Genomic DNA, 20,045 nt, shown 5'->3' on the forward strand with positions numbered 1-20,045 from the left:
AAGACAGACATGGCGATACTGACCTTTCTGATCAGCCTGGCCGGGGCGACGATGCTGCTGTTGTTTGCCGTGCGCATGGTGCGCACCGGCATCGAGCGCAGCTATGGCGCTTCTTTTCAGCGGCTGCTGACCGGCGCCGACAGTCAGGTGCAGGCCGGGCTGTCCGGGATCGGTTTGGCGCTGGTGCTGCAAAGCTCGGCTGCGGTGGCGCTCCTCGTGACGGGATTTGCCGCCAGTGGTTATCTCGCCTTTCCGGCGGGTCTGGCCATCGTGCTGGGCGGCGATCTCGGCTCGGCGCTGATCATTCAGATCCTGTCGTTCCGGCTGGATTGGCTGGTGCCGGTTTTGCTGGCCATCGGTGGCTACCTGTTCGTGAAGACTGAAGCCAAGAAACCCCGCCAGTTGGGGCGGATCCTGCTGGGGGTTGCCTTTATCTTGATCTCTCTGCGTTTCCTGCGCGAGGCGATGGACCCGATCCGCGACAGCGCCTTTCTGCCTGCCATCGCGGGCTATCTGGCGCGCGATTACATCACTGCCTTCCTTGTGGGCGGGGCGCTGGCATTCGTGATGCATTCTTCGGTCGCGGCCATCCTGATGTGCGTCACGCTGGTGCAGATCGGAGCGCTGCCCTTCGCCGCCGGTCTGTCGCTGGTGCTGGGGGCGAACTTCGGCTCGGCCTTCATTCCGATCTGGCTGAGCCGGGGCATGGCGATCAAGGCCCGGCGGATCCCCTTTGCCAATCTCGGGCTGCGCGGCAGCTGGGCGGTGATCTGCCTTGTGGCCGCCAACGAAGCCCTGCGCGAGGGGATGTTGGGCGATCTGCAGGGCGGGCAGACGCTGGTATATGCGCATCTCGCCTTCAACGCATCACTCCTCTGCGTGGCCTTGCCGCTGTGCCGTCCCATGCAGGGCTTGATGATCCGGCTGCTGCCTGAACCTGCCGCACCCGAAGATGTGGTGCCGGGCCGTCCGGTCAGCGCCTTGGTGCCGGGCGATTATGCTTCCCCGGCACAGGCGGTGGCCGACCTCAAGCGCGAGTTGCTGCGCATGTCTGGCCTGATCGAGTCGATGTTCCGCCCGCTGCCCGAACTTTACCGCAGTGGTGACGCTGCGCAGATCAAGGCAGTTCAGGCGCTCGATCATGAGGTCAACGCCTGCCTGTCCGGGATCCGTTCCTATGTGGCGGGCATCCCCGAGGACAGCTTTGACCGGGCCGAGCTGAAAACCGCACGGGAGATGGTCGAATACGCGATCCGTCTGGAAACAGCCGGGGATGTTGCTGCCGCGCGGCTGGCAGCGCTGGCCGGGGATCTGAACCGTAAGGGCCTACGGTTCTCCAGCGACGGTTGGAGCGAAATCACCCGCATGCACGAAGCCATCATGGCCAATCTGCGGCTGGCTTCGAACGTGCTGATCTCGGACGATCTGGAAAGCGCGCGGCTGCTCAACCTGGAAAAGACAGAGGTCAAGCGGATGGAACGCGACAGCCGCAAACGGCACCTGAAGCGCCTGCAACGCGGGGTGGCTGATAGTTTTGAATCCTCGGACATCCATCTGGAGACGTTGCGGGCGCTGCGGGAGTTCAACAGTCATATCGCGGCGGTGTCCTATCCGGTGCTCTATCGCAACGGGCAGCTGCTGGAGACGCGTCTGATCGAGGACATGACACCGGAACCGGCGGGCTGACAGTGATCGCCGCCGGAAATGCCCTGAACTCTCCTGTCATGAAAGGTGCCCTGCGGCCGTGACCCTATTCGTCGTATCTATCATCCTGTCTGCCGCCATGCTGCACGCGGTCTGGAACGCAATTGTAAAAACCGCCGCCGACCGCACCACAATGCTCGGGCTGGTGGCGCTGGGCCATGTGATCCCCGGCGCGGCGATGGTGGTGCTCCTGCCCTTGCCCGCGCCGGAAAGCATGCCCTACGTGCTGGCCTCCACGCTGATACATTTTGGCTATTTCTACATGCTTGGGCGGGCCTATGCCCATGGTGATCTGAGCGTCGTCTATCCCATCGCCCGGGGCATTGTTCCGGCGCTGGTGGCGCTTTGGGCGATGATCTTTGCTGGGGAGGTGCTGCCGCTGCAGGCCTGGGGCGGTATTGCGCTGATCGCCCTGGGCATCCAGCTCAGCAGCTGGCAGGCGCTGCGCTCGGGTGTCGAAAGCGGCGTGGGCCGGGCGGCGCTTGGCTATGCCGTTGGTACCGGGTTTTGTATTTCGGCCTATTCGCTGACCGATGGTCTGGGGGTGCGCCTGTCTGGCAATACGCTCAGCTACTGGGCCTGGGGCGCCTTTCTGCATCTCTTCGTTGCCGGTTTCATCGGGCTGCGCAAGCGGAACACTCTGGCAGCCCTGCGCCCGCGCACCTGGATCATCGGGATCGGCGGCGGTCTGGTGTCGATGACAGCCTATGGTCTGGTTCTTTATGCCAAGAATTTCGCCCCCCTCGGGGCGGTCTCGGCGCTGCGTGAAACCTCGGTCATCTTTGCGGCGCTGATCGGATTCGTTTTCCTGAAAGAGGGCAACTGGATCCGCCGTCTGGGAGCGGCTGTTCTGATGGCGGGGGGCGTTGCACTGATCGGAACGTCTTTGTGATGGGCATCAAGCCGCGCCGACTGCTCAATCTTCGGGCATGGGCGTTGACGCAACGCCGGGCGGCGCGCAAAGTGTTAGCGGCCACATTTCCAATGCGGCGCATTAAGATCAAGATAAACAGGGGCTTTGGGGCGAATCTGGACCCATTTGGGCGTCGCGCTGCGACATTCTGGCCTTATCAATTTTTGAAACTGTCACTGTCGACTGAGACAGGCCAACCGCAAGCTTTTGTTACTTGAGACAACGAAAATAAAAACACGACCAATAATCCAATAGGGAGTATCCAAACAATGACTGCAAAACACACCGTCACCCGGCGTTCCGTGCTGAAGACAGCAGGCGCAGCCGCGCTGGCCGCACCGCTTTATTCCAAGAGCGCGCTGGCCTCTTCGGGTGAAGTCAACATTCTGATGTGGTCGGATTATCTGCCGCCTTCCTTCCTCGAAGCCTTTGAGGCGGAAACCGGTATCAAGGTGAATTACACCGGTATCGGCTCGAACGAGGAAATCATCAACAAGATGAAGGCGACCAAGGGGCAGGGCTTTGATATCGTCTCGCCCACCAACAACCGCTCGCTGCAGTGGGGCCCGCTGGAGTTGCTGCAACCTTTTGACATGAGCAAGGTGAACATCGACGCGGTGAACCCGGCGATGGCCAAGATCGGTACCGACGCCTGGAACTTTGGCGGCAAGGGCTCGCACTGGCTGCCGCATATCTGGGGCACCGAAGGTATCGCTTACCGTACCGACAAATGGCTGCCTGCGGGCGATGCGCCCTCCTATGGCGATGTCTGGAGCGAAGAGAACGCCGGCAAGACCATGGGCCGTGCACACTCGATGATGCTGGGCGCCGGTCTGTACATGGAAGCTTCGGGTGAGATGGAGCCGGGTTCTGTCTGGGCCGCCTACGAAGACGAAGAGACCATGCGCAAGGTCTGGGGCCAGATCACCGACTGGTGTGTGGCGCGCAAGGACCGGATCAAGCTGATCTGGAACGATGCCGATACCCAGAAGAACGGTCTGCTGAACGAAGGCGTCGTGGTTGGTCAGACCTGGGATGGCCCGCCGTTGGCGCTGAAATCCGCGGGCGAACCGGTGCATTACCAGGCGCCGGTCGAAGGTGCGATGGCATGGGTCGATGGCATGTCGATGCCGGTTGGCGCGCAGAACATCGAACAGATCTATGCCTTCATCGAGTTCGCCTACCGCAAGGAGCCCGCAGGCGTGGCCATCGACAGCCATGGTTACAACTCGCCGGTTCTGGGCGCAGATGCCTACTCGGGCGACACCTACAAGAAGAACTTCGCCGAAGCCTATCCCGGCGACAGTCTGGCCAATCTCAACCCCTGGCCGGCCGAGGCGCCCTGGTACGCCGACGTGCGCACCGAGTTCGTCAACAAGTTCAAGAGCGCCTGATCCGCGCCTGATAAAACTGGCCTTCCGGTGCATCCGGGGGGCCAGCCGCGCGCCAGATGGCGCAAGACGCAATGACAATTGAACGGGTGCATCCTGCGCCGACCGGTGGTCTGCCACCGGACCGGAGGGGTGCAATCTGAGGAGAGGCCATATGAGTGCTGGGGTCGGTGTAGATCTTGAGAACCTCTGGATCCGATTTGGGGATTTCGTCGCGGTCCGCGACGCGAATGTGAACATCAACGGGGGCGATTTCTTCTCCTTCCTCGGGCCGTCGGGATGCGGCAAGACCACCATTCTGCGGGCGGTTTCGGGCTTCTTGGAGCCCAGCGATGGCCGGGTGCTGATCGGTGGCAAGGACATGAAGGGGATCGGCCCCAACAAACGCCCCACCGCGCTGATCTTTCAGAACCTGGCGCTGTTTCCGCTGATGAAGGTCTGGGAAAACATCACCTTCTCCATGGAGATCAAGGGCGCCTCTGCCCGCGAGCGTCGCAAACGGGCCGATGAGCTATTGGACATGATCGCGCTGCCGGGGCAGGGGGATAAGCTGCCCTCGGAACTGTCCGGCGGCCAGCGCCAGCGGGTTGCCATTGCCCGCGCCCTGTGCGCCGAGCCGGACGTTCTGTTGCTCGATGAACCGCTGTCGGCGCTGGACCTGAAACTGCGCCAGCACATGCGCACCGAGCTGCGCGAGATCCAGAAGCGGGTCGGCATCACCTTCATCTACATCACCCACGATCAGGGCGAGGCCCTGACCATGTCCGACAATATCGCCGTGATGCGCGCTGGCGTCATCGACCAGATCGGCGATGGGAAATCGGTTTACAACGACCCCGCCACTGCCTTTGCCGCCTCCTTTGTCGGAGAAAACAATGTCTTTCGCGGCAAGGTGAAACAGGTCTCGGGCGAGACGGCCCTGATCAGCACCAACCGATCCGGCGATCTGCTGGCCCGCATCTCCACCGCCAATCACGGCAAGATGCAGCCGGGTGACGATGCCATGCTGTTCATCCGCCCCGAAGCCTTTGCCCTCGCGCCTGCGGGCGCCTCTGGCGATCACTTTGTCACCGCCACCGTCACCAACGAGGAATTCGAAGGCAACGTCTTCAACATCTTCATGGAAGGCGACGGCGGCAAGGAGTTAAAGGTCTCCCTGCCCAACCTTGGCCAGTCCTTTGACAGCCACAAGGGCGAGGCAATGACCCTGCAATATGATGTCCAGAACGCCGTGGCTTTGCCTGCTGGCGAACTGGCCACGGAATAGGAGGCGATCGTGATGCCTCGTTTTCTGAGGGAATTCTTCAACCGCAACGGCGTCGGCATGGGGTCTTTGATGCTGGGTCTGGTCCTGTTCTGGACCGTGGGCCTCATCATCCTGCCGCAGCTGTCGATGCTCGACTTCTCGTTCCGGCCCAACCTGCCACCGCCGGAAATCGGCGGACCTAAGGATGTCTATACTGTCGAAAACTACAAATACCTGATCTACGGCCCCGAGGGCGGCAGTCAGGACTATAACGCCGTCGATCTGCGGGTGTTCTACCGGACCCTGATCGCAGCCGTATTCGTGACCCTGTTCAACCTGATCCTGTGCTATCCGATTGCCTATTATCTGGCGCAGACCAAAGGCAATCACATCCGCATCTTTGCGTTGATGCTGATCATTCCCTACTGGATCAATGAGATCCTGCGCGCCTTTGCCCTGCGCATCATCTTTGGCGAAACCGGGGTTCTGAACAACGCTTTGGTGGGCCTTGGAATATTCGACACGCCCTTTGATTTCATCCGCAACGATATCGCGCTCTATGCGGGTCTTGGCTATGCCTACATCCTGTTGATGATCTTCCCGATCTACAACGTGATCGAAAGCCTTGACCGCAACCAGATCGAGGCAGCGCGGGACATGGGGGCCAGCTGGCCGATGATCCATCGCCGCGTGGTCATCCCCTATGCCAAACCGGGCATTTCCTCCGGCTGTACCATGGTTTTCATGCTGTCGGCCGGGGCGCTTGCGGCGCCGCAAATCCTGGGTGGCCCATCGTCGCTCTGGTTTACGCAGCTGATCTATCAGCAGTTCAATGACAACAGTGACTGGCCACAGGGCGCGGCCTATGCGGTGGTGCTGCTGGTGACCTGTATCCTGCTGGTGCTGGCGATCATGCGCCTGTTCAAGGTCAACATGGGGGATATCGGCAAATGAAGTCCTTCTCCTTGATGCGCGCCAGCCTCTGGATCTATCTGGCGATCTTCTTTGCCTATCTGCTGGGCCCCTTGGTGATCATGTCGGTCACCGCCTTCAACAGCCCCGAATTCCCGCGGGCCACGCCCTGGGAATGCCTGACCTTCGAGTGGTTCTCCGCCCTGTTTCAGGACGAGCGTATCCTCAACGGGATCAAGAATTCGATCCTGGTCGGGGCAGGCACGGTGGTGCTGTCGGTGGCGATGGGGCTTGCCGGGGCGCTGATGCTGACCCAGATCTGGCCCAAGCTGCGCGCCACATACTACACCATCATCATCGCGCCGATCCTGATCCCCGGCGTTGTCATCGGTATTTCTACGCTGGTGTTCTGGGACCGGATCAACCGCATGGTGGGTCTTGGCGCTGACAGTTTCCTGTCGAACGGGCTGTTCCTGACGGTGATCGGTCAGTCCACCTTTATCGCCAGCTATTGCATGCTGGTGCTGGTGGCACGCTTGCAACGCTATGACGTGGCCCTGACCGAGGCGGCGCTGGACCTTGGCGCCACCCATGCGCAGGCGTTCCGCAAGGTGCTGCTCCCGTTCATGAAGCCGGCGATTGCCTCGGCGGCGGTTCTGGCCTTTCTCGCCAGTTTCGAGAACTACAACACCACCACCTTCACCTTTGGCGAATATCCGACGCTGACCATCGAACTGGCCCAAAAGGTCCGTTATGGCATCACGCCCGCGATCTCGGCCTTGGCCTTTATCATCGTGGTGCTGACCGTCTTTGCCGCGCTGTTCAACGAGGCGAACATCCGCCGCAAGGAACTGGTGGCCACGGCCCGCAAGGACGCTACGGTCGAAGAGCTGGAAAGCGGCAAGTTCCGCGTTCCGGGCTTCCTCAGCTCGAACTGGGCGGCGGTGGTCCTGGTGGTTCTGGCCTGCGCTACGGTTGTCGTTGTCGGCACCGCCACGGTCTACAGCCCCGCGCAATGTATTGCCGATGTGCAGGAGCAAAAGCGCATCGAGACCGAGCTGCGCATCCAGGAACTACGCCAGCGCCGCGCCGAAGAAGCGGCCCGCAAGGCGGCGGAAGAGGCCGAAACCGCGCCGAAACCTCAGGCAGCGCCCTCTGGCAACAACTCCGGCTTTGGCGGGGTCTTCAGCCCCAACACCCTGACCGGGGATGGCGAGACCGAGGAGGAAGAAAGCAAGGCGCCCGCGGCGGAGGACAGCAACAACTCCGGCTTTGGCAATGTCTTTGCTCCGAGCACGCTGAGCGGCGAGGGCAGTGGCGACTGACCTTGCTCTGAAGCGAAAATGAAAAGGCGGCTCTAAGGGGGCCGCCTTTTTCTATGGTTGTGCGGAAGGCAGGCATGCCTTGCGGGTGTTGGCAGACATTTGATGGCAGGATAGGGATGCAGCGAAACGGGTGTCACATTGGGAAAGCGCGATATGGCTACGCAGAACGGCGACAACACAAAGCGCCTTGAAAGCCGTTCGCTGGGCGTGGCCATGTGGGGCAACCTGTTCATGGCCGCAGCAGGGTTGGTGGCGGGTGTGCTATCGAACTCCAACGCGATCATGATGGACGGTCTGTTCTCCCTGATCGGATTCGGTTCCGCGCTTCTTGGACGGCGGATCAGCCGCCGCATTGATGCAGGCCCCGACAAGGCGCGCCCCTATGGCTATGCTGCGGACGAGGCGATCTTCTCAACTTTCCGGTCGCTGTCCCTGCTGGGACTGGTCCTGTTCGCCATTACGAATGCGATCAAGAACGTTTACAACTACCTCAGTGGGATGACGCCTGAGCCGCTGAATTTTGCCCCCATGATCATCTACTTTGCTGGGATCGGGCTGGTCTGCGCGATCCTGTGGGGATTCCATCATTTTACCTGGCGCCGAACGGGGAAGCGCAGCGCGATCCTGCGGCTTGAGGCAAAGGCCGCGATGTTTGACGGGCTGATCACCGCTGCTGCGGGTGCCGGTCTGGGCGCCATCTATATGTTCCGGGATGGCCCGCTGGCACCGGTTGCGCCGGTTGGCGATTCAGTGATTGTACTCTTGCTCTGTCTGCTGGCCATCGGTTCCTATGTGCGTGAATTCCGGGGTGGGCTGGGCGAATTGGCCGGCGCGAGCGCGCGGCCGGAGTATGTCGCGAGCGCCCGGCGCAGCCTGCGGTCCGCGATCGCCGAGGATGGCGGCGAATTGCAGGACATGTCGGTGACCAAACTGGGCCGTACGTTTCTGGTGACTGTCTATTACGATCCTCGCCGTCCTATGTCAGCATCAGACATCGACAAGCTGAACCTGCGCATGATCGAGGATGCGCGCAAGACGCTGACGGGGGCGGACGTGCTGCTGTTGATCACCGAACACCCCCGGCGCTGGCCCGATGCTCTGAACCCGTTCTGAAGCCTGTGCTCCCGGTAAAACGGCCCTGCATGTTCGCCGGGATGCCTCTCAGGCTTGTCGTTGTCCGTTTTGCTCAGCCAGTCCGGCTGTGACCCGTGACGCTGGCCAGCGTCACGGGCGGGCCGGACCAATCGACGTTCTCGGGCAGGCGGTCGGTGATGAAATGATCCATCGCATCGAACCCCGCAACGCGGTGGGCGGCAGAGCGGCTCCATTTCGTATGGTCGGCCACCAGCAGCATCCGCCGCGCGCTGGCGCGGATCGCGTTGCTGACCTCGGCGTCGAAGTGTTTGAAATCGAGGATACCGTATTCGGGATCCAGCGCCCCGGCGCCGATCACGCCGAAATCCGCGACGAACTTCCGGTAGCCTTCCAACGCCTGTGCTCCAACCAGATCGCGGTCCTCAGGGCGCAGCTGCCCTGCTACCACGTGCACATCGCAGGTGGGCGCGTTGCACATCAGCCGGGCAACTTCCAGATTGTTGGTGACGATGGTGATGTCGGGGGTCTGGGTCAGCGCCTCGGCGACGTATTGAACCGTGGTGCCGATGCCCAGAAGAACGGTCGAGCCTTCGGGGATCAGCGCCGCTGCGGCATTGGCGATGGCGCGTTTGCGGTCCTCGTTCAGCGTGGCACGGGCGTGAAAGTTGAGGTTCAGCGGATTGGACGGCGGCGCCACGCCGCCATGCACCCGCCGCGCCAGCCCCTGATCGCACAGATCGTTGATATCGCGGCGGATGGTCTGGGTGGCGACACCGAATTCAGCAGCCAGCTCATTGATGGATTGCTGCCCCGAAGCGCGCAGCTGTTCCATGATCTGACGTTGACGGTCGTTGAGGTCGCTCATCCGGGCTTCCGTTCCTGTTGCCGCCGTCCGAGGTCTTCCACTGTTGGATCAGATCGACGGCGCGATCCAGTCCGGGACAATTCCGCTGCGCTCGATGTAGCCGGTGACATCGTGACCGGCGAACAGCCCGTGCGCTGTGATCAGGGCGGTGTTCCAGCCCTGCGCCTGCGCCCCTAACACATCGGTGTGCAGGGTGTCGCCAACCATGGTGATCCTCTGCGGCGCTATGTCACCAAGTCGGGCCTGCGCTGCAGCATAGACCGAGGGGAAGGGCTTGCCGTGGAACACCGGCGCAATACCCAGCTGATCCCGCAGGGCGACGGCGTAGAACCCCGGTTCCAGCGTCAGCCCGGTTTCGCGCGGGGCGACCAGATCCGGGTTGGCCACCACCAGCGGGCGCGGATTGCGCGCCAGGCTGGCGCGCAGCATCTCCTGCCGCACGTCGGTCCAGTCCGAGGTGCTGAGCAGCAGGAAGGCATCGGCGGCGTCATAGGTGTCGGGCGTATCCTCCAGCGCCACGGCGGCCACCGGCAATTCGGCGGCTTCGAACCCGGCTGGCGCCATCACGCCCCAGGTGCCGTCCGGGGCGATGTCGGTCAGGCAGGTCTCGCAGACCTCGCGGCTGGAAATGATCTCTTCCGGGGCAAAGTCAAAGCCGAGACGGGCGAATTTCTCAGTTGTCTGGGTGCGGGTAAAGCTCGCTGCATTGGTCAGAACCAGCAGCGATTTCCCGCTATTGCGCAACTGCTGCACCCGTTCATGGGCGCCGGGGATCGGGCTGTCGCCAACGTTGAGCACCCCATAGGCGTCAAAGACGAAGGCGTCGGTCTGATCCATCACCTGGTCAATGCCCGAGACGGGCTTGGCCTGCCCCTTGTGGCTGCTGACGGGCAGGTGGGGGCGGATTTCCTCGTATCTGGCGAAAGCCATTTCGGGGGTCATGATGCCAATTCCCCGGCTTCCGACAGCTCTTTGCGCAGGCGCACGGCTAGTGCAGGATCGTCGGTGATCACCCCGTCCACATCCGCCAACAGACCTTTGCGGATCGCCTCTTCGCCGCGCATGGTCCAGACCATGACCTGCAGGCGAAGGCTCCGGGCCAGCTCCCGATGGGCGGGCGTCAATTCCCAGAACAGCGGACTCCAGACAGTCGCGCCGGTGTCGGCAAGATGGCGCAGCATCGCCTCTGGATCGGCAGGGGCGCCGTCCAGCCAGGGCGAGCCGTCGTAGAGGTTGCCTGAGGCGTGGATTTCGCGGCTCATCGACAGGTGCGAGCGGCGGAACTGCGGTGCTACGCGTTTAGCCGCCGACAGGATCTGCCAGTCAAACGCATGGATCAGGCAGTAATCCTGGGTTCCCGTGGCGGTGATGACATCGACCGCAGCGCGCACGAAATCCTCGGGCGCGGGTTCTGCGGCGTCTTCGGGGTCGTGCTTCAGCTCGACCAGAACATCGACGGGACGGTCGGCCTTGGCCACCAGATCCAGCACCTCGGACAGGCGCGGCACACGGGCGCCGGGCAGGTCCTGCTGCTGCGGGTGCTTCTTTGCGTACTCCGAACCCGGACGAATACCGCCCACGTCAAAGGCGCAGAGCTCCTCGTAGGTCAGCGCGCCGATGGCAGGGCCTTCCTCTGCCAGAAACGCACCCGCGCTGTCGCGGGTGGTGTCGGCCAGAAGACGGTGATTGTGGGTGACGACGGGCACGCCGTCGCTGGTCAACAGCACATCCAGCTCGATCCCATCCGCGCCGGAGGCGATGGTATGCGCGAACCCGTCCAGAGAGTTCTCGGGGAGAACATCCGGGGCGCCGCGATGTCCGAATATCTTGGGCAACTGCATGATCCGTCCTCAGGCCAGTCGTTTGCCAGAGGCCAGATCGAACAGGTGCAGCTGATCGGCGCCGCAGCCCAGTTCCAGCGTCTCGCCGCTGTCATGCTGCTGCACGCCGGGCAGGCGCACGGCCAGCGGGACCGAGGTGCCGGAGACCTTGCCGTGGACCACCGTGTCGGCGCCCAGCTGTTCGACGAAATCGACTTCCAGATGGAACTGCGCCGCGCCCGAGGCATCAAGCGACAGATGCTCGGGGCGGATGCCCATGGCGATCTTGGCGCCTGCCATTGTGGGGATCTCATCGGCAAAGCGGATGTCGCGGCTGCCATCAACCAGCAGGCTGCGGCGATCCTCGGTGACGGTGCCTTCGACCACGTTCATCGCGGGGCTGCCGATGAAATCGGCAACAAACCGGCTGGCCGGGCGCAGGTAGAGATCCATCGGCGTGCCGATCTGCTCCACCTTGCCCGCGTTCATGATGATGATCCGGTCCGCAAGGCTCATGGCTTCGACTTGATCGTGGGTCACGTAGATGAAGGTGGCGCCAAGGCGCTGGTGCAGGGCCTTCAGCTCGGCGCGCAGCTGGGTGCGCAGCTTGGCATCGAGGTTCGACAGCGGTTCATCGAACAGGAACACCTTGGGATCGCGCACGATGGCGCGGCCCATGGCGACCCGCTGGCGCTGACCACCCGAGAGCTGCGCCGGTTTGCGGTCGAGGTATTCCTCAAGCCGCAGGGTGCGGGCGGCCTCGGCGATGCGTTCGGCGATCTGGTCCTTCGGCAGGCCTTCGTTCTTGAGGCCGTACTCCATGTTGCCGCGTACCGACATATGCGGATAAAGCGCGTAGTTCTGGAACACCATCGCGATGTCACGCTCACCCGGTTCCAGATCGTTCACACGGCGCTCACCGATGCTCAGATCACCGGCGGTGATGCTTTCCAGGCCCGCAATCATCCGCAGGATGGTGGACTTGCCGCAGCCCGAGGGTCCGACCAGCACGATGAACTCTCCGTCGGCAATATCCGCGTTGACATCGGACACGGCGGTGACGCCGCCGGGATAGGTCTTGCCCAGGGATTTGATGTTGAGAGTAGCCATTTATTTCTCGCTTTCGACCAGCCCTTTGACAAAGAGCTTTTGCATTAGAACGACGACCAGAACCGGGGGGATCATGGCAAGGACGGCGGTGCCCATGATGTAGTGCCAGACCGGCAGTGCTTCGCCCGAGTTGACCATGCGCTGGATGCCCATGACGACGGTGTAGAGGCTTTCGTCGGTGGTGATCAGAAGCGGCCAGAGATACTGGTTCCAGCCGTAGATGAAGAGAATGATAAAGAGCGCCGCGATATTGGTGCGCGACAGCGGTAGCAGGATGTCCTTGAAGAAACGGATCGGACCTGCGCGGTCGATGCGGGCGGCCTCGACCAGCTCATCCGGGATGGTCAGGAAGAACTGGCGGAACAGGAAGGTTGCCGTGGCCGAGGCAATCAGCGGCACGGTGAGGCCCGCGTAGGTGTTCAGAAGACCCATCTTCACCACCACATCGAATGTGGGCAGGATCCGCACTTCGACCGGCAGCATCAGGGTGACGAAGATCATCCAGAAAAAGCCCATGCGGAAGGGGAAGCGGAAATAGACGATGGCATAGGCCGACAGGATCGAGATGAAGATCTTACCGAAGGTGATGACCAGCGCCATGATCAGGCTGTTGAACATCATCATGCCGATTGGCACACCGCCGGCCTCGGGCAGGCCACCGGCCAGAAGCTGGGAATAGTTTTCCCAGGCCTGATCCCCGAACCACAGCGGGATCGGCGATTGCGACAGTGCGCCGGGACCGTGGGTCGAGGCAACCAGCGCCATCCAGACAGGAAAGCACAGGAACAGGACGCCGGCGATCAGGATGGCATGGGTAAAGAACGTCAGAATGGGGCGATTTTCGACCATCAGTATTGCACCTTGCGCTCGACGTAACGGAATTGGATGAAGGTCATCAGGATCACCATGCCCATCAGGATCACCGACTGAGCAGCCGAGGAGCCGTAGTCCTGACCAATAAAGCCAGTGTTGTAGACGCGGAACACCAGGATCGAGGTGGCGTCTGCAGGGCCACCTTCGGTGGTGGCGTGGATCAGGGCGAAGGTGTCAAAGAAGGCATAGACGAGGTTGACGACCAGCAGGAAGAAGGTGGTGGGCGTCAAAAGCGGGAAGGTGATCGACCAGAAGCGGCGCACCGGCCCGGCCCTGTCGATGGCGGCTGCCTCGATCAGGGACTTGGGAATGCTTTGCAGCCCGGCAAGGAAGAACAGGAAGTTGTAGCTGACCTGTTTCCAGGCGGCGGCCACCACGACGAGCAACAGGGCCTGATCTCCGTTCACATAGTGGTTCCATTCGATCCCGATCCCTTTCAGCCAGTAGGCAACGATGCCAAGCGAGGGGTTCATCAGGAAGTACCAGATCACACCGGCAAGGGCGGGCGCGACGGCATAGGGCCAGATCAGCAGGGTCCGGTATCCGGTCGCGGCCTTGATCACCCGGTTGGCGGCAACCGCCAGGATCAGGGAGATGGCCATGGCGAGGAAGGCAACCGAGAAACCGAACAGCAGCGTCGTGCGGAAGGACTTCAGGTAGCCGGGATCGCTGAACAGTTCGTAATAGTTGTCCAGCCAGACCCATTCACGGGAAAACCCAAAGGCGTCTTCGATGAAAAACGAACTTTCAAGCGCCTGATAGGAAGGCCAGAAGAAGAAGGCGATAGTGATCGCGATTTGCGGCAGTACCAGCAGGTATGGCAGCAACCGGGAGCGGAAGACGACACGCTTTTGCACGGGCAGGAACCTTTGGGGTGGTCTTTTTCAAAAAGGGGAGGCCCCGTCAGGGACCTCCCTAAAGCCAACATGTGGGGATGATCAGTCGTTGGCTTTTTCAAACTTGCGCAGCAGGGCATTGCCGCGCTCTACAGCTTCGTCCAGGGCGGTCTTGGCGTCTTTGTCGCCAGCCCATACGGCTTCCAGCTCTTCGTTGATGATGTCACGCACCTGCACGAAGTTACCGAAACGGACGCCTTTGGAGGCCGGTGTCGGTGCGTTCAGGGACAGCTGCTTGATCGCGGTGTCGGTCAGCGGATCGGATTCATAGAAACCCTGTTCCTTGGACAGATCGTAGGCCGCGGTGGTGATCGGAACATAACCGGTGTTCTGGTGCCAGTAGGCCTGCTGCTCGGGGGCAGAAACGAACTGGAAGAAGTCGGCGACACAGCTGTATTCCGCCTGCTCGTGACCGTTCAGAACCCACAGGGTTGCACCGCCGATGATCGAGTTCTGCGGCTTGTCCGCCACTGCGGTGTCAACCGGCAGCATGGTCTGGCCGAATTCGAAATCGGTGATGTCTTTCTTGAAGCCACCGTAATAGGCCGAGGAGTTGATCCACAGCGCGGTTTCGCCGTTCACGAACTGACCACGGCTGTCACCGCGACGGCCGCCGTATGCGAACAGGCCTTCTTTGCCCATGTCGGCGATACGCTGGATGTGGTTCACAACCGCGTCGTTGTTGAAGCTGAACTCGGTTTTCAACGAGGCAAAGCCGTTTTCCTCGGTGCCCATGGGCAGGTTGTGCCATGCCGAGTAGTTTTCGATGTTCGACCAGGACTGCCAGCCAAAGGAGAAGGGCTTTTCAACGCCGTTTGCCTTCAGGGCGCGGGCGGCTTCTTCGACTTCGTCCCAGGTGGTGGGAACGTCAACACCGGCAGCGTCCAGCGCGGTCTTGTTGTACCACAGAACCGGGGTGGAGGAGTTAAACGGCAGCGACAGCAGGTTGTTGTCGGTGTCGGTGTAGTAGGAGATCACGGCAGGCAGGTAGGCAGAGGGATCAAAATCGACGCCTGCGTCTTCCATCAGCTTGTAGACCGGGTAGATCGCGCCCTTGTCACCGGCGGCCATCATGGTGGCGGTGCCAACTTCGAAGACCTGCACAACGTGCGGCTGCTCACCGGCGCGGAAGGCGGCGATGGCGGCGGTCATGTTCTCTGTGTAGTTGCCTTTGTAGACAGCGTTGATGTGGCAGCTGTCAGAACCGGCGTTGTATTCGGATGCGAATTTGTCGACGATTTCGCCCAGCTGACCGCCCATGGCGTGCCAGAACTGCACTTCGGCCTTCTCGGCGAATGCGGTGGTGCCGACCATGGCAAATGCAGTGGTCGCCGAAAGAATGGATTTGAGTTTCATGTTCATCTCCTGAGGCCACGGCAGATCAGTCCTGTCCGCAGCAATTCCCCGTTATTGATTCCGTATGAGTTCAATCACTCACATGAGGCGCATTATTCTGTCTTTGTAACGCTCATATGAATTCACTTTGCGTTCAGGTGAACATTTCGTCAAGGCAGACATAGTCTGCCCAATTAATAATCTTTCACTGCCAACCGGCCTTGCGGCGGCGGTATATAATTGAAGTTTTTAGAATTTTATGCACCAAAATCCGCGGCTGAGGCAGGGCTGACGATGTCGTGAGCAGGCCCGGGAGCCGTTATTTTCTGTTGAAAAGCGCCATCTGAGATCGTCAAAAAGAACAACACCCCGGCGCCGTTGGGGCGGCCGGGGTGCGTTTCAGAAGATCTGATTCTGCCCGACAACCCCGCAAGATTGGGGCGCATATCCGGGTCATCTTCCGTGGCGTCAGGAAGCCTTGAAGGCGTCCTGGTACTGCTCTCTCAGGATATTTTTCTGCACCTTGCCCATGGTATTTCGGGGCAGCTCATCCAGTATCACCAGCTTGCGCGGGTGTTTGAAACGGGCCAGAACATCGCGCACGGCATCCATGATCGCGTCCGGATCCGGTGTTGCACCCGGCGCCGGGACCAGAACGCCCAGCACGGTTTCGCCGAAATCCGGGTGCGGTACGCCGATCACCGCGCTTTCCAGCACGCCGGGCTGTTCATCCAGCACCAGTTCGATTTCCTTGGGGTAGATGTTGTATCCGCCCGAGATGATCAGGTCCTTGTTGCGGCCGACAATATGCACATAGCCGTCCGCGTCCACCATCCCGAGGTCCCCGGTGATGAAGAACCCATCGCTGCGCAATTCGGCTGCTGTCTTCTCTGGCATCTGCCAGTAGCCCTTGAAGACGTTGGGACCGCGCACCTCGATCTGGCCAACCTCGCCTGCGGGCAGGGGGTCGCCCGACGCCGGATCGGTGATCTTCAGCTCCACCCCCGGCAGCGGGAAGCCGACGGTGCCCGCGCGGCGCTCGCCTTCATAGGGGTTGGAGGTGTTCATGTTGGTTTCAGTCATGCCATAGCGTTCAAGAATACGGTGGCCGGTGCGTTCTTCGAATTGCACGTGGGTCTCCGCCAGCAAGGGCGCAGAACCGGACACGAACAGCCGCATATGCCGGGTCAGATCTCCGGTGAACCGCGCATCGCTCAGAAGCCGGGTATAGAAGGTTGGCACCCCCATCATCGTGGTCGCGCGCGGCAGGTTCTCGATCACCGCATCAAGGTCGAATTTCGGGAGGAAGATCATCGCGCCCCCCGCCAGCAGCGTCACATTGCTGGCGACAAAAAGCCCGTGGGTATGAAAGATCGGCAGCGCGTGCAGCAGCACATCATCCGCCGTGAACCGCCACTCGGCCGCCAGCGTTTCCGCGTTCGACAACAGGTTGTTCTGCGTCAGCATCGCCCCCTTGGAACGCCCCGTGGTGCCAGAGGTATAAAGGAAGGCCGCCAGATCCTCGCCATCCCGGTCGACCGTGTCATAGGAGGTCCGCATCGCCGCCGCCTGGTCCATCAGGGTGCCAGAGCCATCTGCGTTCAGCGTCTCCAGCGCCGCGCCGAGAGGTTTGGTGATGGGGGCGACGGTCGCCTCCTTCCCGGCATCGCAGACCACGACCGAGGCGCCGCTGTTTTCGATGAAATAGGATAGCTCATCAGCCGTATAAGCGGTGTTGAGCGGCAGGAACACCAGACCGGCCTGCGCACAGGCCGCATATAGGGCCAGCGCCTCTGGGGATTTTTCCACCTGAACGGCAACGCGGTCGCCGGGTTGCAGCCCTTTGCCGGTCAGGACATGGGCGATCTGCGCGGCCATCTCAAGAAATGCCTGATGGCTGACGACCTGCCCGTCGGGCAAATACAGAAACGGGGTGGATTTTCCGGCATGGGCACCAAACAGCCCGTCATAAAGAGGATTTGCCATGGGCTAACTTTCTTCTGTTTTTTGCAGCTTTGATGCGGCGGCGAGGGCGCGCACCTCTGCCGTTGCGGCCACCTTCTGGGTGGTGGCGAATTGTTCGTGGTTCTGGGCAACTTTCTTCAGGTCATACAGGTAGTTGACCATCGCGCCGCCGGACTGGGCACGCCCCTTGTCCGAGGTATCCGCATCGGCGTGCACCGCATGGACAATGGCGCCGTTGCCCAGATGAAACCGTGCGACGGGATCAAAGGGCAGGCCACCGCGCCCTTTGGCGTTGAGCAGATAATGGGCCGCGTCTGATTTCATCCGGTCCGGGTCGGAGGGAGCCCAATCCAGACCCTCCTGCTCGATCCAGCCCGCAAGCCCCGGAATGGGGGAGAGGGTAACAAAGGTTTTGAGCCCCGCCAGTTCCGCCGCCAGATCAGCAGCCACCTGTTTGATCAGCGAGTTGCCAAAGGAAATACTGGCCAGCCCCGACTGGCAGTTGGAGATCGAGTAAAAAACCGCCGTATCAGCTTCGTCCGCCGTCATGGGGGTGCGATCCTCGGCCAAAAGCGCCTGAATGGATCCCGGTGTGCCCTTGGTCAGCGCCACCTCGACAAAGATCAGCGGCTCATCCGGCATCGCAGGGTGGAAAAACGCAAAACAGCGCCGGTCCGCCGGTTGCAGCCTGCGGCGCAGATCGTCCCAGCTGTGAATGGCGTGCACGGCCTCGTAGGCGATGATCTTCTCCAGAATGTTCGCCGGGCTTTGCCAGTTGATCGGGCGCAGCACCAGAAAGCCTCGGTTAAACCAGGAGGCAAAGAGATGCCGGAAATCCTGATCCAGTGCTTCAAGTTCGGGAATGCCCCGGCCAAGGCGCAACAGATCCGCGCGCATCCGCACCAGCGCACCGGTGGCGCCCGGCACCCGGTTCAGGCGGCGGATCAACTCCTGCCGCCTGGGTTCGACCGCAGCCATGAAGGTACGGTAGGTCGCCTTTGACGGGCTTTGCTCATAGGCATCCAACCCGCTGCGCACCGCCTCGGGGTCGATGTTCAGCTTGGTGGCGATATGGGAGAAGAACGCCAGTTTGTCCGCGTCCTCCAGCTGCTCGAACCCCGAAATCACCTCGCGCGCCAGCATCAGCTCAGACGTCTCGCCTGCCGATCCAACCAGATCTTCGGCCAGTTCGGCGATGGGCCGGTTGTCCTGTCCCGCCGCGCCCGACCAGCGGTAGCGGCGTTCAAAGACGGTGGAAAGAAGATCTGCGAGAAGGGTCACATTGCACCTCCCATCACAAGGTTGGGCAGCCAGGTCGCCAGTCCCGGGAACAGGCACAGAAGCACGATGGCCAGCACCATGCAGGCCACGAAGGGCAGCGAGCCGGTGAGGATGGTCTTCAGCGAAATGTCCGGCGCGATGCCGTTGATGACGTAAAGGTTCAGACCCACCGGCGGAGAGATCAGGCCGATCTCCATATTGATGGTCAGCACCACGGCAAACCAGATCGGATCGAAACCTGCGGTGGTGATGATCGGCAACAGGATTGGCGCGGCCATCAGGATCACCGCGACGGGCGGCAGGAAGAAGCCCGCGATCAGCAGAAAGACGTTGACCGCCCCCATCAGCACCCAGCGGTTCACATCCAGCGTACCGATCCATTCGGCAATCGACTGGGTGATGAAGAGCGAGCTGAGCATGTAGGAGAACACCCCGGCGGCGGCGATGATGAAGAGGATCATCACCGATTCCTTGGTGCTGTCGCGCAGCACCACCCAGAGATCGCGCGGGTTCCACAGCTTGTAGATCACCATCGCAATCAGCAGACACAACAGCGCGCCCACGGCGGCGGTTTCCGAAGGCGTCGCGATGCCGCCATACATGGCATAAAGAACGCCAAGGATGATCAGCAGGAACGGCACCACGCGGGGCAGGATCTCGAACCGCTCGGCCCAGGTGTAGCTACCCGAGCTGAGGCGCTGGGTGTTGCCGGACCGCCAGGTGGAGTAAAGCGACCAGGCCATGAATAGCCCTACCAGCATGAAACCGGGAATGACCCCTGCAAGGAACAGCCGTCCGATCGAGGTTTCGGTGGCGATGCCATAGACGATCATGGTGACCGAAGGCGGGATCAGGATACCCAGCGTGCCACCGGCGGCGATGGAGCCTGCTGCCACGCCATCCGGGTAGCCGCGTTTGCGCATCTCGGGGATGCCCATCTTGCCAATAGCAGCGCAGGTTGCAGGCGAGGATCCCGACATGGCAGCAAACAGCGCGCAGGCGCCAAGGTTTGAAATCACCAGCCCGCCGGGAATGCGGGTCAGCCAGCGTTCCAGCGCCTCATAAAGATCCGCTCCGGCGCGGGTCGAGGCGATAGAGGATCCCATGATGATGAACATCGGGATCGACAGCAGGGCGAAATTATCCAGTTTCCCGAACAGGATTTCCGGCATTAGCTCAAGGCTGCGCATCCCGTCAAAGATCATCAAGAAACCGGCCGAAACGATCAGCAGCCCTAGGGCGACCGAGACGCCGGAAAACAGCACGAGGATGGTGGAAAGGGCAACAATGCCCCCAAGAACAAGTGGGTCCATA

Annotated in this window: 17 protein-coding genes; 7 read left to right on the forward strand and 10 right to left on the reverse strand. The window is 61.4% G+C overall.

Translation table 11 applies throughout. The features are described 5' to 3' along the window. Window positions 1–9 precede the first annotated feature (9 nt). From SM763_RS07515 to SM763_RS07545, 7 genes are all read left to right on the forward strand, one after another. Window positions 10–1,686 carry a Na/Pi cotransporter family protein gene (locus tag SM763_RS07515; protein WP_368998141.1) on the forward strand — a complete coding sequence of 559 codons (1,677 nt, stop codon included), beginning with the start codon at window positions 10–12 and terminating at the stop codon, window positions 1,684–1,686. 58 nt (window positions 1,687–1,744) lie between these two features. Further along, window positions 1,745–2,596 carry a DMT family transporter gene (locus SM763_RS07520; RefSeq protein ID WP_065271602.1) on the forward strand — a complete coding sequence of 284 codons (852 nt, stop codon included), beginning with the start codon at window positions 1,745–1,747 and terminating at the stop codon, window positions 2,594–2,596. 290 nt (window positions 2,597–2,886) lie between these two features. After that, window positions 2,887–4,011 carry an extracellular solute-binding protein gene (locus SM763_RS07525; RefSeq protein ID WP_065271601.1) on the forward strand — a complete coding sequence of 375 codons (1,125 nt, stop codon included), beginning with the start codon at window positions 2,887–2,889 and terminating at the stop codon, window positions 4,009–4,011. A gap of 151 nt (window positions 4,012–4,162) precedes the next feature. Then, complete coding sequence (locus tag SM763_RS07530) at window positions 4,163–5,275, forward strand: ABC transporter ATP-binding protein (protein ID WP_065271600.1); 1,113 nt, start codon at window positions 4,163–4,165, stop codon at window positions 5,273–5,275. 12 nt (window positions 5,276–5,287) lie between these two features. Then, window positions 5,288–6,208, forward strand: a complete 921-nt coding sequence (locus SM763_RS07535) for an ABC transporter permease (RefSeq protein WP_065271599.1) — start codon at window positions 5,288–5,290, stop codon at window positions 6,206–6,208. Further along, on the forward strand, window positions 6,205–7,491 hold the full coding sequence (locus tag SM763_RS07540) for an ABC transporter permease (protein ID WP_368948423.1): 1,287 nt from the start codon (window positions 6,205–6,207) through the stop codon (window positions 7,489–7,491). Before SM763_RS07535 ends, SM763_RS07540 begins: the two co-directional genes overlap by 4 nt. 153 nt (window positions 7,492–7,644) lie before the next feature. After that, the gene (locus SM763_RS07545) at window positions 7,645–8,604 is read left to right on the forward strand and encodes a cation efflux transmembrane domain-containing protein (RefSeq protein ID WP_274835535.1); all 960 of its coding nucleotides are present in this window, start codon (window positions 7,645–7,647) and stop codon (window positions 8,602–8,604) included. 73 nt (window positions 8,605–8,677) lie between these two features. Here SM763_RS07545 and SM763_RS07550 read toward each other — a convergent pair whose 3' ends face one another. The 10 genes from SM763_RS07550 to SM763_RS07595 all read right to left on the reverse strand — a co-directional run bounded on the left by SM763_RS07550 (window position 8,678) and on the right by SM763_RS07595 (window position 20,044). Beyond that, window positions 8,678–9,451 carry a DeoR/GlpR family DNA-binding transcription regulator gene (locus SM763_RS07550; RefSeq protein ID WP_368998142.1) on the reverse strand — a complete coding sequence of 258 codons (774 nt, stop codon included), beginning with the start codon at window positions 9,449–9,451 and terminating at the stop codon, window positions 8,678–8,680. 48 nt (window positions 9,452–9,499) lie between these two features. Continuing rightward, window positions 9,500–10,393: a TIGR01459 family HAD-type hydrolase gene (locus SM763_RS07555; protein WP_368998143.1), complete on the reverse strand. Its 894-nt coding sequence runs from the start codon at window positions 10,391–10,393 to the stop codon at window positions 9,500–9,502. Continuing rightward, on the reverse strand, window positions 10,390–11,292 hold the full coding sequence (locus SM763_RS07560; RefSeq protein ID WP_368998144.1) for a glycerophosphodiester phosphodiesterase family protein: 903 nt from the start codon (window positions 11,290–11,292) through the stop codon (window positions 10,390–10,392). The genes SM763_RS07555 and SM763_RS07560 overlap by 4 nt, the downstream gene beginning before the upstream one ends. Window positions 11,293–11,301: 9 nt before the next feature. Next, on the reverse strand, window positions 11,302–12,381 hold the full coding sequence (locus SM763_RS07565; protein WP_065271593.1) for a sn-glycerol-3-phosphate import ATP-binding protein UgpC: 1,080 nt from the start codon (window positions 12,379–12,381) through the stop codon (window positions 11,302–11,304). Next, window positions 12,382–13,230 (reverse strand): sn-glycerol-3-phosphate ABC transporter permease UgpE, encoded by an 849-nt coding sequence (ugpE, locus tag SM763_RS07570; protein ID WP_368998146.1) that lies wholly within the window; start codon window positions 13,228–13,230, stop codon window positions 12,382–12,384. Continuing rightward, on the reverse strand, window positions 13,230–14,111 hold the full coding sequence (gene ugpA / locus SM763_RS07575; protein ID WP_065271591.1) for a sn-glycerol-3-phosphate ABC transporter permease UgpA: 882 nt from the start codon (window positions 14,109–14,111) through the stop codon (window positions 13,230–13,232). Before ugpA ends, ugpE begins: the two co-directional genes overlap by 1 nt. Window positions 14,112–14,192: 81 nt before the next feature. After that, the gene (ugpB, locus tag SM763_RS07580; protein WP_065273600.1) at window positions 14,193–15,506 is read right to left on the reverse strand and encodes a sn-glycerol-3-phosphate ABC transporter substrate-binding protein UgpB; all 1,314 of its coding nucleotides are present in this window, start codon (window positions 15,504–15,506) and stop codon (window positions 14,193–14,195) included. 447 nt (window positions 15,507–15,953) lie between these two features. Then, on the reverse strand, window positions 15,954–17,471 hold the full coding sequence (locus tag SM763_RS07585) for a malonate--CoA ligase (protein ID WP_368998147.1): 1,518 nt from the start codon (window positions 17,469–17,471) through the stop codon (window positions 15,954–15,956). Window positions 17,472–17,474: 3 nt separating this feature from the next. After that, complete coding sequence (locus SM763_RS07590; RefSeq protein WP_368998148.1) at window positions 17,475–18,731, reverse strand: malonyl-CoA decarboxylase; 1,257 nt, start codon at window positions 18,729–18,731, stop codon at window positions 17,475–17,477. Next, window positions 18,728–20,044, reverse strand: coding sequence for a TRAP transporter large permease (locus tag SM763_RS07595; protein WP_274830336.1), 1,317 nt, complete (start codon window positions 20,042–20,044; stop codon window positions 18,728–18,730). Before SM763_RS07595 ends, SM763_RS07590 begins: the two co-directional genes overlap by 4 nt. Window position 20,045: the final 1 nt, after the last annotated feature.

This window comes from Pseudophaeobacter sp. C1-32P7, assembly GCF_041008775.1.
In the GTDB taxonomy this organism is placed as follows: domain Bacteria; phylum Pseudomonadota; class Alphaproteobacteria; order Rhodobacterales; family Rhodobacteraceae; genus Phycobacter; species Phycobacter gallaeciensis_A.